This window comes from Rhizobium sp. NZLR11 (genome assembly GCF_019685115.1).
Lineage (GTDB): Bacteria > Pseudomonadota > Alphaproteobacteria > Rhizobiales > Rhizobiaceae > Rhizobium.
This window is the reverse complement of the sequence record NZ_JABDWD010000003.1, coordinates 120209-133765: the sequence shown is the minus strand read 5'-3', so window position 1 is coordinate 133765 and position 13557 is coordinate 120209. Positions and strand designations below refer to the sequence as shown.

Below are 13557 nucleotides of genomic sequence, written 5' to 3'. Positions count from 1 at the left end.
TCATTGTCGCGGGCTTTGACCGAGATCTCCGCTTCCGTTCCGGTGTTCTATCGACGGAAACATTCTTCCTCATAACAGGTGGCGCAATGTTCGAGGCCGAAGCCTTCTCTCCTTATGAAACTCTCGCCGCAGCGCTGATCGCAGACGCTGCCGATGGCGACGACGGCTCGCACGACCTTGCCCATATCCTGCGCGTCTTCCGGAACGCCATGCGCATCCATGCTAGAGAAGGCGGCGACGGGCGGGTTCTTGCCGCTTCCGTGCTGTTGCACGACTGCGTCGCCGTCGAGAAGAATTCGCCGCTACGGGCAAAAGCGTCGGCCTTGGCGGCGGAAAAGGCATCGGCCATCCTGGCAGACCTCGGCTGGAGCCACGCGGATATCGAAGCCGCGGCTCACGCGATCACCGCGCATAGTTTCTCGGCCGGGGTGGTGGCGCAGACATTGGAGGCAAAGATCCTCCAGGACGCCGACCGGCTGGATGCGATCGGCATGGTCGGCGCCGCACGCTGCTTCTATATCGCCGGGCGACTCGGATCTGGACTCTATGATCCATTCGATCCGGCGGCAGCGAACCGCCCGCTCGATGACAAGCGTTATGCGATTGACCATTTCCAGACGAAGCTGTTCAAACTGGCGGACGGGTTCCAGACCGAGACCGGCCGCAGGCTGGCGGCCGATCGCGACCAAAGCCTGCGCGACTTCCTCCAGGCATTCATGGACGAGATCTAGGAGAACGGCATGCATATCAGCGACCTCTTCCTCTACCCGCTCAAGAGCGCCCGCGGCCTTGCCCTGCCTTCGGCCGACATCGACGCCTATGGGCTTCCTGGCGACCGGCGAGCAATGATCACCGATGCGCACGGGCACTTCATCACCCAGCGCGAGTTGCCGGACCTCGCGCGTATCGAAGTACGACCGGAACCCGGCGTCTTTCGGCTGCTGATGCAGGGAAAACCGGAAATATCGGTACCGCCGCCTCAGCCTGAAAGCCGCATGGATGTGTCCGTCTGGAAATCAACTGTCAGCGCCGCCGTCGCCGATCCCGAGAGCAACCGTCAGCTTTCCGAATGGCTTGGCCGCGAGGTGCGGCTGGTCTTCTTCGACGGACAGGCCCGGCGGACTGCGAATGCCGAATGGGCCGGCGAAGGCACGCCGGTCACCTTTACCGACGGCTACCAGATCCTGGTGACGACGACCGGCTCGCTGAAGGCGCTGAATGCCGATCTCGCCGCCCATGGCGAAGGCAGCGTCGGCATGGAACGCTTCCGGCCGAACATCGTCATCGATATCGACGAGGCCTGGCCGGAGGACCGCTGGGCGGCGATCGAGATCGCCGGCATCCGCTTCGATCTCGTCAAACCCTGCTCGCGCTGCATCATGACGACGCAGGACCAGTTGACCGGCTCACGCGACGGGCCAAACCCGATGCCGGCCATGGGCCGCATCCGCATGTCGGCCGACAGACGTGTGCCCGGCCCGCTTTTCGGCTGGAACGTCACCCCACGCGGCAACGGCAGGATCATGATCGGCGACACAGTCAGCATTATAGAAGAGAGGCCGGAGGGCTGGGCGCTCAAGCGTCGCGTCGCAGCATGATGCGTGTCCTCAGGATCTGATGCGACAGGCTTTGGAAGCGTCAGACACGCGCGAGTGCCGCGTCGATCCCGGCCATGACATCGGCCGATAGCGGTCCCTTTTCCAGCGCGCCGGCATTTTCCTCCACCTGGGCGACGGTGCGGAAGCCCGGAATGGGCAGGGTGCGCGGCGACCTCGCCCAGAGCCAGCCAAGCGCCCCTTGCGTCAGCGTGCGGCCGCCCGATGTCAGGAGATCGCGGACGGCGTCGAGCCTTGCGGTAAATTCCGGGGCCATGCGCCCGTCCTTGAAATAAACCATCCAGTCGAGGGCTGCGCCCCGTACATCCTTGGCGCCGACCGCCTTGTCGGCGGTGAATTTGCCGGTTAGGAGGCCCATGGCCAGCGGACCGCGATTGATGGAGATCAGGCCCTTTCTCTCGATCACCGCGATCATCTCCGGCACCGGCTCGAAGACATTCATCGTATGCTGAACGGAGACATAGCCCTGACGGCCGGCATGGCGGGCAGCACGATCAGGAAAATCGGTGCTCCAACCGAACGCATCGATCTTGCCTTCGGCGCGCAACGCTTCCAGCGTGTCGAAGACTGCGTCCGATTGTGCCAGTGGAAAGTCATTGAGGTGGAACTGCAGAAGATCGAGGCGGTCGCGCTTGAGACGGCGCAGCGAGGTCTCGACCGAACGGCGGATGAAGGCTTCGTCGGCGAAAGCGCCGGTTGCCTGCTTGGTTTGCGAATCGGTGGCGAAGCCGAACTTGGTGGCGACGATAATATCGTCGCGATTGCCGATTGCCCGGCCGAGCACCTCCTCCGAATGGCCGGCGCCGTAGTTTGAAGCGGTGTCGAAGAAGCGGATGCCGAGTTCGATGGCGCGATGGATCGCTTCCACCGATTCATCGTCGTCGACGTCTCCCCAGCCGAGTGGTGTGTCGCCGGCGAAGAAGGGACCGCCGATCGCCCAGCATCCCATGCCGAGACGCGGAATTTCGCGGCCGTTCCAGAGCGTGATCGTCGTCGGGGTTGCGGTCTTGATCAGCATGAAATCCTCCTTGGTTGGCGTCTCCAAGACATAGGAAGGGCTCATATACGGGTAAACCGCCAAATCCGGAGGATGTTTTGCACCCGTAAAAAACGGCTGAAAACCGATCTCAGGCGGAGATCTGACCGGAAAGCGTCCGCAAAGCAGGATTGAGCGCCTTGAGTGCCGCCTGAACGAAGCCCTCGCGGGCTGCAACGGCCTCGATGCCTCGCGGTTCATAGACGTGGCGATGCAGAAAGAATCCCGTCAGACGAAACGCCGCCGCAAGGCTGTCGAAGTCGGCTGCATGGTTGCCTTCGATGCCGAGGAAGGGCGGCAGGAGCAGCATCTTGTCCGCCCAGGGGGCACCGGCGCTGCGGCTGACGGCGCGGCCGGATTTCGGCGAGACATAGGCGAGATCGGAACGGGCGCCGGTCGCGGCACATTCGGCCAGATCGAGACCGAAGCCGAGATCGTTCAGCACCGCAAGCTCGAAACGCACGAAGAGTTCGCCGGCATCGGCCGGGTTGTGCAGGTGATCGAGGATGACCTCCAGCGCATCGAAGAGATGCGGATGCGGGTCACGCTCCGGCAGCAGCCGCAGCAGCGCGCCCATCGCCTGAACGCCGTAGACGGCGGTCGCCGTTTCCATCAGGCGGGCGGCGCGCAACGTCACCGGCTCGACGCGAAATTCGCCGAGATGCTCGTCCAACCTGGCGCGCCAAAGGACCTCCACGGCATTGCCCACCTGCAGCACTGGCTGCATGGCGCGCGACCGGCCGGAACGAACCAGGCCGAGATGGCGGCCGCGATCACGCGTCATCACCTCGGCGATGACACTCGTCTCGCCGTGGCGCTTAACGCCCAGGATGATCGCATGGTCCTGCCACTGCATCGAAAGAAGTCCTTACGGCCGACGAATCCATCCTAGAGCATGATGCCGAAAACTGTGAGCGGTTTTCGGGCGACATCATGCTCCTGTCATGGAGCGCATCAGGCGACAGCCGGGAAAAGCCTCAGCAGGAATTCACGCATCGCCGTTTCGTCGAAAGGCTTCACCAAAAGCGGAATGTGCTGCAAGTCGGGCGGGAAATCGCCCGTATCGGAATAGCCGCTGACGAAGCCGAAGGGAATGCCAATATCGAGAAGATGGCGGGCAAATCCGAAGCTCATGCCCTCACCGAGATTGACGTCGAGAAGGGCGAAATCATATGTCTCCGCAGCGATAGCAGCCCTCGCCTGCTCCACACTGCCGACGATATCGATACTCTCGACGCCGGCCAGGCGCAGCATATCCTCCGCCTCCATCGCGATGATCAGACTGTCTTCAAGAACCAGAACACGGATTGCGCTCATGATTCCATGCCTCCCGTCGGGCGCCTGTCGCAGCGTCCCGGCTGTTTCGCCAACATCATTGCCTTCCGGTGCCCCGCATGGCACGCTATCGGTGAATTCCGCCACCATTTCTGAATAAACCACTTTTCTGCCCGGTCGATAAGAATCAAAATCGGAGGAAAGGCGACGACCGACCTTATTTTCCGAGCTGCTAATGCGCATTTAAAAAAGACATAAGGCCAAGGGTTAGATGAAGGGGCGTTTGCCCTCTCCGAGCCCTTCCCAGCCGGCAATGGCCATCAATTCCTCGCCGTTCAGAACCTCGCAGCCGCGCTCCTGCCAGCGGATCAACCGACGTTCACCGAGCTTTTTCAGGGTCTTGTTGGTGTGGACGATGGAAAGGCCGAGTGTATCGGCAATGTGCTGCTGGGTGATGGGGATGAATTTGCGGCCGTTGAAGAGATTAAGCTTCCGGCCACGCTCAAACAGGAAAGCGATCAGGTAGGCTGCTCTTTCCAGCGCCGTGCGGCGGCCGATGCTGAGCAGGTGTTCATCGAGAATACGCTCCTCGCGCGCAGCGATCCAGGTGATGTCGAAGGCGAGCGAGGGGTGTTTGTTGTAGAGCGTCATCAGTCTGTCACGCTCGAAAACACAAAGAGATACCGGCGAAAGCGCTTCGACGGAATGCTGCATCTCGCCGGCGATCGTTCCCTGCAGGCCGATCAGATCGCCTGGCATGATATAATTCAGAATCTGGCGGCGCCCATCCTCCAGCATCTTGTAGCGAAAGCCCCAACCAGCAAGCACGGTGAAGAGATGAGCGCTGTGTGCGCCCTCGACGAGGATAGTGGAGCCGGCATCGACGGCAAGCTCACCCCTCTTGAAGCTCGAGACGAATTCCAGCTCGTCGCGGCTGAATTCCCTGAAATGCGGCAGGGGCCGCAAGGGACATTGCTGGCAAGGGGTCTTGAAAGAATTGACCGATCTCGACGTCACCATGTTTGCCCTTGCCGTCGCAAAGCCGACGCACCATCGTTTGCACGCCGCTCATTCAGGAATGCGAAAGCCACAAATTTGTTCCGTGAGCAAAGCGATTTTTTTATGCGGAAACAACGGTCTGGCGCCTGGCCGACGAAATCCTTGCCGTGCTTATTTCGGGAAATCGAGACCCATTTCGCGGAACCGCTCGGGATCATCACCCCAATTCTCGCGAACCTTGACGAACAGGAAGAGATGGACCGGCTGCTCGAGGATCTCCGACAATTCCTTGCGCGACGCAGTCGAGATCGCCTTGATGGTTTCACCACCCTTGCCGAGCGCGATCTTCTTCTGGCTGTCGCGCTCGAGATAGATCACCTGCTCGATCCGCACCGAGCCGTCCTTGCGCTCTTCCCACTTTTCGGTCTCGACATGCGAGGCGTAGGGAAGCTCCTGGTGCAGGCGCAGAAACAGCTTCTCGCGGGTGATCTCGGCGGCGAGCTGGCGCATCGGCAGATCGGAGATCTGGTCTTCCGGATAGTACCACGGCCCTTCCGGCAGCGTGGCGGCCAGATAGTCCATGAGATCGTCGCAGCCGGAGCCGTTTTCGGCTGATATCATGAAGGTACGATCGAAGGCGATCTTCTCGTTGGCAGCGGCCGCGAGTGCCAGCAGATCCTCACGGTTGACGCGGTCGATCTTGTTGAGCAGCAGGATTTTGGGCTGCCGGACCTCCTTGAGGCCTTCGAGGATGGCTTCGGCATCGCCGCGCAGGCCGCGCTCGCTGTCGATCAGCAGTACAATCAGATCGGCATCCCTCGCACCGCCCCAGGCCGAGGTCACCATGGCGCGGTCGAGCCGGCGGCGTGGCTTGAAGATGCCGGGCGTGTCCATGAAGACGATCTGGGCGTTGTCATGGATCGCGATACCGCGGACGATGGCACGCGTCGTCTGCACCTTATGGCTGACGATCGAGACCTTGGCGCCGACGAGGCGGTTCACCAGCGTCGACTTACCGGCGTTGGTCGGCCCGATCAGCGCAACGAAGCCCGAATGCGTCGGACGATTGGTTTCTGCAGCAGCTTCGGCCGCGATATCTTCTTCTTGTGTCATTGTCCCGTCAGTTTCCGGCAGGCGATTGCTGCCAAATGCCTTCGCGCTCAAGCATCTTCGTCGCCGCAACCTGTTCGGCGGCGCGCTTCGACCGCTCTACGCCGGTTTCCGGCTTTATGCCAGCAACTTCCACCGTCACCTTGAAACGCGGATCATGATCCGGTCCGCTGCGTTCATCAACGCGGTAGTTGGGCGTGACGCCGAATTTGGCGTGCGACCATTCCTGCAGCTCGGTTTTGGCGTCCCGCTTGGCGCCATCGGCCCTGACCGCCCTGCCCTGCCAGTAGCGCAGGATGAAGCGGCGGGCCACTTCGAGGCCGCCGTCGAGATAGATCGCGGCGATCAGGCTTTCGACGACGTCGGCGCGCACGTTCATCATCCGCTTGCCGGTCAATTTCTTCACATCGGCGCCGGTACGGATATAGAGGTGAAGACTGAGTTCGTCGGCGACGGCAGCGCAGGTTTCAGCGCTGACGAGCTGGTTGAGGCGAACCGAGAGCTCGCCTTCCGCCGCCGCACCGAAGGTGCGAAACAGAAGCTCGGCGATGCAGAGGCCGAGCACCCTGTCGCCGAGGAATTCCAGCCGTTCGTAATTGCCGCCCTTTTCGGTGCGGGCGCTGGCATGGGTCAGCGCCCGATCCAGGCGTTCCTTTTCGGCGAAGTCGTGACCGATCAGGCCTTCAAGCTTTGCGCGGTCGGCCGCAGAAAGCGTCTGCGCCTTGCTCATTCAACAACCTTGAAGAGGCGGTCCCAGCGCATATTCGTCGGCCACTTCCAGATTTCGCGGAAGGAGGTGTCGTTGCCGAGTGAGAAGAAGATGACGCTGGCGCGGCCGACAAGATTTTCTGCAGGCACGAAGCCGACGTCGAAACGGCTGTCGAGCGAGTTGTCGCGGTTGTCGCCCATCATGAAATAATGGCCTTCCGGCACGATGAATTCACGGGTGTTATCGCCGCGCGACACGGGAGATTGATCGAGCGTATCGTAGGTCTTGCCGCTGTCGAGCGTTTCGCGGAAGACCGGTACATCGGCGCCCGGATCGAGTTTGTAATCCGACGTGAAGGTACCGTCAGCCACCTTCGGAACCGGCTTGCCATTGACGTAGAGCACGCCGTCGGTAACCTGGATATGGTCGCCCGGCAGGCCAATGCAACGCTTGATGTAATCGACTTCAGGGTTTGGCGGGAAGCGGAAAACGACGATGTCGCCACGCTTCGGATCGGAGCCGAACAGGCGGCCGCTGAAGATATCGGGCGAGAAGGGCAGCGAATATTTCGAATAGCCGTAAGCGAACTTATTGACGAAGATGTAGTCGCCGACGAGCAGCGTCGGCATCATCGAACCGGACGGAATGGTAAAGGGCTGGAACAGCACCGTTCGGATCACCATCGCCAAAATCAGCGCCTGGATGATGACTTTGATATTTTCCCAGAGGGCGTTCGGCTTGGTTTCGACTTTTTCGGACACGCAGTCTTATTCCTTCAAGACGCCGCGGCGGCGCAATTTTTCTGTCGTTCTCTCTAGCGGCTTCGGCCGGTTGCGGCAATGGCGACAACATCAAAAGCGACGAGAGGTCGCGATCAACAGCTCCCGAGGTCGCGATCAGAGGCTCTCGGGCAACGCCTCGATAATCACGAAGGCCTGCGCCAAGGGATAATCATCGGTTATTGTCAAATGAATGGCGGGCCTGTGGCCCGCGGGCAGCATCGATTCGAGGATCAGGGCGGCGGCGCCCGATAAAACCATGGTCGGCTTGCCGCTCGGCAAGTTGACGACGCCCATGTCCTTCCAGAAGACCCCCTGGGCTATGCCGGTACCGAGCGCCTTGGAACAGGCCTCCTTGGCGGCGAAACGCTTGGCATAGGATGCACCACGATTTGCCCGGCGGTCGGAACGCGCGCGCTCGATCTCGGTGAAGCAGCGACGGGTGAAGCGCTCGCCAAAGCGTTCGATGGATTTCTCGACGCGGCGAATGTCGATCAGATCGCTGCCAATGCCGATGATCATGCCGGAACCTTCCGTCGCTTAAGCATTCTTGATCAGGCTCATACGCTGGGCATGTCGCCGGCCGGGCTGGCTAGGCGCAATCGCGCCCGCTCCAACAGCCGTGTGTGGCGGCGCGTCTGGAAACTCTTCACGGTGTAGAACGTCAGCGCATAGAGCGCAACGGAGGTGACGATCCCCGGCGGAATGGCGCCGACGAGCATCGGCTCCAGCACCGGCCTCCACAGCTCCGTGAAGTTCAGCTTGTGAAATAGGGCGGCCAGATCAACCGCCTGGCCGGCCAGATGATCCTCACGGCTCAACAGCAGGTGCCCGATCTCCCAGGTGATGCCCCAGATGAAGGGATAGGTCAGCGGATTGCCGAAGGCCGCGCAGCCGAGGGCGGCGGCCACCATACTGCCGGAGAGGAAATAGGTGATGACAAAAGCCATGACGAAATGCACGCCAATGAACGGCGTCCACGAGACGAACACACCCGCAGCGACGCCGGCCGCAACCGCATGCGGCGAAGCGCTGAGGCGCAGGATGCGCATTGTCAGATAACGGATCGGGCGAAGGAAACCTTTGCGGGGCCATAAAAGCTCTCGCATCTTTTCCTTGAATCCCGCGGGCTTGCGACGGCGAAACAACATGGCCGGTATTTAGTGCAGCGCACATGACCATGACAAGAGCGGCAGTTGATACCGCGTAAAAAACAGCTCAGTTCTCTTCGCGGTGAGGAGCTTCTTCATGCCAAGGGGCGTCCGTCATGCATAACGTCCCTCACTCGTCTCAAGTATAAAGTTCAGTATCAGCGCGTGCGGAACAGACCGCGGTCGACCTGGCGCTGACGAAACTCGAGATCGATACGATCGAGCGAGCCATTGAGATATGCCATTTCACGTTCCTGCGTGGTCGGAGCGCGGAAGGCACGGGCGAATTTCTTGATGGGGTCAAACATTTCTTGTCTCATCTTCTGTTTGCGTTTCGATGACCAGAAGATAGGCTCGGCACAAGTTAATTACTACAGCCGCAACATGGAGACAGCCATGCATTTAGCGCATTGCTTGCCTTTTTAACGCTCCACCTTGACCACGGAACGATCATAAAATGTGCAATTTTGCGCTCAAAGCCCTGAGGGCTTAACAAAGAGCCTACTCATAAAGCCGCCGAACCGTGGCGATGCAGTCCAGTTCCTTCATCTGAGCGAGCAGTTGATTGAGCTGACGGAGGTCCCAGACCTCGACCTCGAGCATCATCTCGGTGAAATCCGCCGCTACCCGCACGGTATTTAGTAAACGGATATTGACGTCGAGGCCTGCAACCGTCTGGGCGACCTTGGCAAGCGTGCCGGGCTCGTTCAACCCATTCACCATGATGCGCGCCATGAAACGCGACTTGTTGGCTTCGTCGAGGTCCCAGCGGACGTCGATCCAACGGTCGGGCTGATCGTCGAAGCGCTGCAGGCTCGGCGACTGGATCGGATAGATGGTGATGCCCTTGCCCTGGTCCATGATGCCGACGATGCGATCGCCGGGCACCGCGCCTGTTGACGCGAACTTGACGTCGACATTGCCGGACAGGCCGCGGATCGGCCCGATATCGGCGTCGGTGTCGATTTCCGAATGGCCGCCATCAGGCCCGGGCTTGGTCTTGCCGGGGATCTTGAAGATCATGCCGGCAGCACTGCGGACATTGAACCAGCCGTCGTCGCCGGAGGGCCTCACGGTGACGCGCTCATCCTGATGGTCGGGATAGACGGCGCGCAGCACGTCGAGCGAAGACATCTCGCCGCGGCCGACGGCAGCGATCGCATCCTCGACTTCCTTCTGGCCGAGGCGGTGCAGCGCCGGCTTCATCGCCTCGCGGGAGAAAATCTTGCCGGCCCTGTCGAAGGTGCGTTCGAGAATGCGGTGGCCGAGGCCGGCATATTGCTTGCGGATCGCCATGCGGGTGGCGCGGCGGATGGCGGCGCGCGCTTTGCCGGTGACGACGATCTCCTCCCAGGCTGCGGGTGGAACCTGCACGCCGGAGCGGATGATCTCGACCTCATCGCCATTCGCAAGCCGCGTCACCAGCGGCATGATCCGGCCGTTGATCTTGGCGCCCACCGTGGTATCGCCGATATTGGTGTGCACCGCATAGGCAAAATCGATCGGCGTGGCGCCACGCGGCAGGGCAATCAGCTTCCCCTTCGGCGTGAAGCAGAAGACTTGATCCTGGAAGAGTTCGAGCTTGGTGTGCTCGAGGAATTCTTCCGGGCTGTCGCCCTCGGCGAGCGCTTCGATCGTATGGCGCAGCCAGGAATAGGCATTGGATTCGCGAGACAGGATGTCGCCGTCGGCATTGGTGGCGCCGTCCTTATAGAGCGTGTGGGCGGCGATACCGAATTCGGCGATCTCATGCATGCGCTTGGTGCGGATCTGCAGTTCGATCCGCTGGCTGGAAGGACCGACGATGGTGGTGTGCAGGGAACGATAATCGTTCTGCTTCGGCGTCGAGATATAGTCCTTGAAGCGGCCAGGCACGACGCGCCAGCGGGTGTGAACGATGCCGAGTGCCCGATAGCAGGAGGGGATGTCCTCGACGATCAACCGGAAGCCGTAGACATCGGAAAGCTGTTCGAAGGAAAGCGACTTCGACTGCATCTTGCGGAAGACCGAATAGGGCTTCTTCTGCCGGCCCTTGACATAGGCGCTGGTCAGGCCGCTTGCGACCAGCAGGTCACGCAGTTCGGCCTCAATCTTCTTGACAATGCCTTCATTGCGCTTGGAGAGCTCTTCCAGCCTTTTGGTGACGGTGTCGTAGGCTTCCGGGTTCATATGCCGGAAGGAGAGTTCCTCCAACTCCTCGCGCATGTCCTGCATGCCCATGCGGCCGGCGAGCGGCGCATAGATTTCCATCGTCTCCTCGGAGATGCGGGCCCGCTTGTCGGCCGACATGTGATCGAGGGTGCGCATATTGTGCAGACGGTCGGCAAGCTTGACGAGCAGCACGCGCACATCGTCGGAAATGGCCAGCAGCAGCTTGCGCAGGTTTTCCGCCTGCTTGGCTTTCTTGGTAACGAGGTCGAGCTTCTTGATCTTCGTCAGACCCTCGACCAGGCGGCCGATATCCTCGCCGAAGAGTTCGTCGATCTCGGCGCGCGTCGCCGTCGTATCCTCGATCGTATCGTGCAGCAGGGCAACCGCGATCGTCGATTCGTCGAGGTGCATGTCGGTGAGGATGGCGGCGACTTCGAGCGGATGGGAAATATAGGGATCGCCGCTCGCGCGCTTTTGCTGGCCATGTTTCTGCATGGCGTAGACATAGGCTTTGTTCAGCAGTGCTTCATTGGCATCGGGCTTGTATTGCTGAACCCGCTCCACGAGCTCGTACTGCCGCATCATTCCAAAGCCACTCCGATAAAAATAAAAGCGCGCCAATCAACGATTGGCGCACACATGGGCAATAATATGCCTAAGCAATAAAGGCGCAAGATTGACGATTGGTAATCATCGCTCTTTTCCATCGCATGAAACTTTTCCCGGATCGGATTCAACCGGGGGATCACATGCGACCGGGATCAGGCTACGCGCTTAGTAGTCGTCGCTCTTTTCCGGCGGCACGAGGCCTTCAATGCCGGCGAGCAGCTCTTCTTCCGACATCTGGTCGAAAGTGATCGTCTCGGGCACGTCGTCCTGCTCTTCGCTGTCGGCTGCGGCGACACCGCCGGCGGCGATCATGCTGGCCGGATCGGGCTCGGGCTCGTCGACTTCGACATGCTTCTGCAGCGAATGGATCAGATCTTCCTTGAGGTCATCGGGCGAAAGCGTCTCGTCGGCGATTTCGCGCAGGGCGACGACCGGGTTCTTGTCGTTGTCGCGATCGATGGTGATCGAGGCACCCTGGGAAATCAGCCGGGCGCGGTGGCTGGCGAGCAGAACCAGCTCGAAGCGGTTCTCCACCTTGTCGATGCAATCTTCAACTGTGACACGGGCCATTGCCTGTCCTTTACGGTCGTCATTTCGGGATTAGCACGCCGGATACAATTAAAACCGGGCAAATACAAGTTTTTCATTCCGGCTCCCCTCGTCTTTATCCGCGGCCGAGCTAAATTTCCATGGAGAATGTCACAATTCCACCGAAGGTTGCTTGGAATATGCCGAATCGTGCCCTAAATCTTTCATATATGAATAATTGTTAAAATATGGATCAGATCGAAGTCAAAACACAAGTCATTGTTTTTATTGGATTTTGGTCCTGCGGATTTCTATTGCTCTCATTGGATTGGTAAGCGATGTTTGACCCACGCGAGAAAATTGCACTCTTCATTGACGGCGCCAACCTTTACGCTGCATCCAAGAGCCTCGGCTTCGACATAGATTACCGCAAGCTCTTGAAAGCATTCCAGAAACGCGGTTATTTGCTGCGCGCCTACTATTATACGGCTCTGATCGAAGATCAGGAATATTCGTCGATCCGGCCGCTGATCGATTGGCTCGACTATAACGGCTATAAAGTCGTCACCAAGCCTGCCAAGGAATTCACGGATTCCATGGGTCGACGCAAGATCAAGGGCAACATGGACATCGAGCTTGCGATCGACGCCATGGAACAGTCCGAAACTGTCGATCATCTCGTTATCTTCTCGGGCGACGGCGACTTTACCAACCTGGTCGAGGCGTTGCAGCGCAGGGGCCGCAAGGTCTCGGTGATCTCAACCATGGCGACCCAGCCGCCGATGATTGCCGACGACCTGCGTCGCCAAGCCGATCACTTCATCGATCTCCTATCTCTGAAAGCTGAAATTGGTCGCGATCCCGCCGAGCGAGCCCCACGTCAGGTCGAAGTCGCACCGGCGAACGATGTAGAGGATTGATCTCAATCGATCATTTCGAAGCGAGTGGCCGCGAGGGAAAAGGGCGTGGCAGCCCCTCCCCGCACCGCCATGCCTGCACACTCGAGATCAGCGACAGCGGCCGACTGCAGTGTGATCGCCAATCACGGCATAGTGGGCAGCCCAGTGTGGTCAGCCATTGTCCTTCAGAAGGCGGCTCTTCTGCCGGTTCCAATCCCGCTCCTTCTCGGATTCCCGCTTGTCGTGCAATTTCTTGCCCTTAGCGAGCGCCAGCTCCATCTTTGCCCGGCCGCGATCGTTGAAATAGATCTTCAGCGGGATCAGCGTCATGCCTTCGCGGTTGATAGCAGAGCGCAGGCGATGAATTTCACGCCCCGACAGCAGCAGCTTGCGGCGTCGGCGCGGTTCGTGATTGAAGCGGTTCGCCTGCAGATATTCGGGCAAATAGGAATTGATCAGCCAGATCTCGCCGCCCTCATCCGACGCATAGGATTCGGCAATATTGGCCTTTCCTTCGCGTAGCGCCTTGACCTCCGTGCCCATCAGCACGAGGCCGGCCTCGTAGGTATCGATGATCTCGTAGTTGAAGCGGGCCTTGCGGTTTTCGGCCACGACCTTATTCACCACGCGCTGGCTGCCTTTGGGGGCCATGACGATATTCCCTTCAGGGCGCGAAAAGCCGCGCCCTCATTGCT

16 protein-coding genes are annotated in these 13557 nt (G+C 59.9%); 3 read left to right on the top strand and 13 right to left on the bottom strand.

From position 1 onward, the window contains the following. The first annotated feature begins 86 nt into the window (after positions 1-86). Entirely contained in the window at positions 87-731 is a 645-nt protein-coding gene (locus tag HJB83_RS06925) for an HD domain-containing protein (protein WP_221115292.1), read from the top strand. A 9-nt stretch (positions 732-740) separates the two neighbouring features. Next, on the top strand, positions 741-1598 hold the full coding sequence (locus HJB83_RS06920; protein ID WP_221131485.1) for an MOSC domain-containing protein: 858 nt from the start codon (positions 741-743) through the stop codon (positions 1596-1598). Between the two features lie 40 nt (positions 1599-1638). Here the strand turns inward: HJB83_RS06920 and HJB83_RS06915 are convergent, their stop codons facing one another. The 12 genes from HJB83_RS06915 to rpoZ form a co-directional block, all read right to left on the bottom strand. Next, on the bottom strand, positions 1639-2634 hold the full coding sequence (locus HJB83_RS06915; protein WP_207583618.1) for an aldo/keto reductase: 996 nt from the start codon (positions 2632-2634) through the stop codon (positions 1639-1641). Between the two features lie 109 nt (positions 2635-2743). Then, positions 2744-3508, bottom strand: coding sequence for a DNA repair protein RecO (recO, locus tag HJB83_RS06910; protein ID WP_207583617.1), 765 nt, complete (start codon positions 3506-3508; stop codon positions 2744-2746). A 98-nt stretch (positions 3509-3606) separates the two neighbouring features. Beyond that, positions 3607-4092 carry a hypothetical protein gene (locus tag HJB83_RS06905; protein ID WP_207583616.1) on the bottom strand — a complete coding sequence of 162 codons (486 nt, stop codon included), beginning with the start codon at positions 4090-4092 and terminating at the stop codon, positions 3607-3609. A gap of 102 nt (positions 4093-4194) precedes the next feature. After that, on the bottom strand, positions 4195-4947 hold the full coding sequence (locus HJB83_RS06900; protein ID WP_207583615.1) for a Crp/Fnr family transcriptional regulator: 753 nt from the start codon (positions 4945-4947) through the stop codon (positions 4195-4197). A gap of 150 nt (positions 4948-5097) precedes the next feature. Next, positions 5098-6039, bottom strand: coding sequence for a GTPase Era (gene era, locus HJB83_RS06895; RefSeq protein WP_164008604.1), 942 nt, complete (start codon positions 6037-6039; stop codon positions 5098-5100). A 7-nt stretch (positions 6040-6046) separates the two neighbouring features. After that, on the bottom strand, positions 6047-6766 hold the full coding sequence (gene rnc, locus HJB83_RS06890) for a ribonuclease III (protein WP_207583614.1): 720 nt from the start codon (positions 6764-6766) through the stop codon (positions 6047-6049). Next, a complete protein-coding gene (gene lepB / locus HJB83_RS06885; RefSeq protein WP_207583613.1) occupies positions 6763-7506 on the bottom strand; it encodes a signal peptidase I in 744 nt (247 codons plus the stop codon). The genes rnc and lepB overlap by 4 nt, the downstream gene beginning before the upstream one ends. A 135-nt stretch (positions 7507-7641) precedes the next feature. Further along, positions 7642-8046, bottom strand: coding sequence for a holo-ACP synthase (acpS, locus tag HJB83_RS06880; RefSeq protein ID WP_007626522.1), 405 nt, complete (start codon positions 8044-8046; stop codon positions 7642-7644). A gap of 38 nt (positions 8047-8084) precedes the next feature. Continuing rightward, positions 8085-8675, bottom strand: coding sequence for a DUF2062 domain-containing protein (locus HJB83_RS06875; RefSeq protein WP_221131484.1), 591 nt, complete (start codon positions 8673-8675; stop codon positions 8085-8087). 158 nt (positions 8676-8833) lie between these two features. Continuing rightward, positions 8834-8983, bottom strand: a complete 150-nt coding sequence (locus HJB83_RS06870; protein ID WP_207583611.1) for a DUF3563 family protein — start codon at positions 8981-8983, stop codon at positions 8834-8836. A gap of 193 nt (positions 8984-9176) precedes the next feature. Beyond that, positions 9177-11411, bottom strand: a complete 2235-nt coding sequence (locus tag HJB83_RS06865; RefSeq protein ID WP_207583610.1) for a bifunctional (p)ppGpp synthetase/guanosine-3',5'-bis(diphosphate) 3'-pyrophosphohydrolase — start codon at positions 11409-11411, stop codon at positions 9177-9179. Positions 11412-11600: 189 nt separating this feature from the next. Beyond that, positions 11601-12005, bottom strand: coding sequence for a DNA-directed RNA polymerase subunit omega (gene rpoZ, locus HJB83_RS06860; protein ID WP_003558080.1), 405 nt, complete (start codon positions 12003-12005; stop codon positions 11601-11603). Positions 12006-12301: 296 nt separating this feature from the next. Between rpoZ and HJB83_RS06855 the strand changes: the two genes are divergently transcribed. Further along, positions 12302-12883, top strand: coding sequence for an NYN domain-containing protein (locus HJB83_RS06855; protein ID WP_207583609.1), 582 nt, complete (start codon positions 12302-12304; stop codon positions 12881-12883). A 150-nt stretch (positions 12884-13033) separates the two neighbouring features. Here the strand turns inward: HJB83_RS06855 and smpB are convergent, their stop codons facing one another. Continuing rightward, a complete protein-coding gene (gene smpB / locus HJB83_RS06850) occupies positions 13034-13513 on the bottom strand; it encodes an SsrA-binding protein SmpB (protein ID WP_164008587.1) in 480 nt (159 codons plus the stop codon). Positions 13514-13557: the final 44 nt, after the last annotated feature.

What these genes read in the sequence shown, in the direction of transcription:
- HJB83_RS06925 (WP_221115292.1), top strand. Translation starts at nt 87, where the DNA reads ATGTTCGAGGCCGAAGCCTTCTCTCCTTATGAAACTCTCGCCGCAGCG.
- HJB83_RS06920 (WP_221131485.1), top strand. Translation starts at nt 741, where the DNA reads ATGCATATCAGCGACCTCTTCCTCTACCCGCTCAAGAGCGCCCGCGGC.
- HJB83_RS06915 (WP_207583618.1), bottom strand. Translation starts at nt 2,634, where the DNA reads ATGCTGATCAAGACCGCAACCCCGACGACGATCACGCTCTGGAACGGC.
- recO (WP_207583617.1), bottom strand. Translation starts at nt 3,508, where the DNA reads ATGCAGTGGCAGGACCATGCGATCATCCTGGGCGTTAAGCGCCACGGC.
- HJB83_RS06900 (WP_207583615.1), bottom strand. Translation starts at nt 4,947, where the DNA reads ATGGTGACGTCGAGATCGGTCAATTCTTTCAAGACCCCTTGCCAGCAA.
- era (WP_164008604.1), bottom strand. Translation starts at nt 6,039, where the DNA reads ATGACACAAGAAGAAGATATCGCGGCCGAAGCTGCTGCAGAAACCAAT.
- rnc (WP_207583614.1), bottom strand. Translation starts at nt 6,766, where the DNA reads ATGAGCAAGGCGCAGACGCTTTCTGCGGCCGACCGCGCAAAGCTTGAA.
- acpS (WP_007626522.1), bottom strand. Translation starts at nt 8,046, where the DNA reads ATGATCATCGGCATTGGCAGCGATCTGATCGACATTCGCCGCGTCGAG.
- HJB83_RS06875 (WP_221131484.1), bottom strand. Translation starts at nt 8,675, where the DNA reads ATGTTGTTTCGCCGTCGCAAGCCCGCGGGATTCAAGGAAAAGATGCGA.
- HJB83_RS06870 (WP_207583611.1), bottom strand. Translation starts at nt 8,983, where the DNA reads ATGTTTGACCCCATCAAGAAATTCGCCCGTGCCTTCCGCGCTCCGACC.
- HJB83_RS06865 (WP_207583610.1), bottom strand. Translation starts at nt 11,411, where the DNA reads ATGATGCGGCAGTACGAGCTCGTGGAGCGGGTTCAGCAATACAAGCCC.
- rpoZ (WP_003558080.1), bottom strand. Translation starts at nt 12,005, where the DNA reads ATGGCCCGTGTCACAGTTGAAGATTGCATCGACAAGGTGGAGAACCGC.
- HJB83_RS06855 (WP_207583609.1), top strand. Translation starts at nt 12,302, where the DNA reads ATGTTTGACCCACGCGAGAAAATTGCACTCTTCATTGACGGCGCCAAC.
- smpB (WP_164008587.1), bottom strand. Translation starts at nt 13,513, where the DNA reads ATGGCCCCCAAAGGCAGCCAGCGCGTGGTGAATAAGGTCGTGGCCGAA.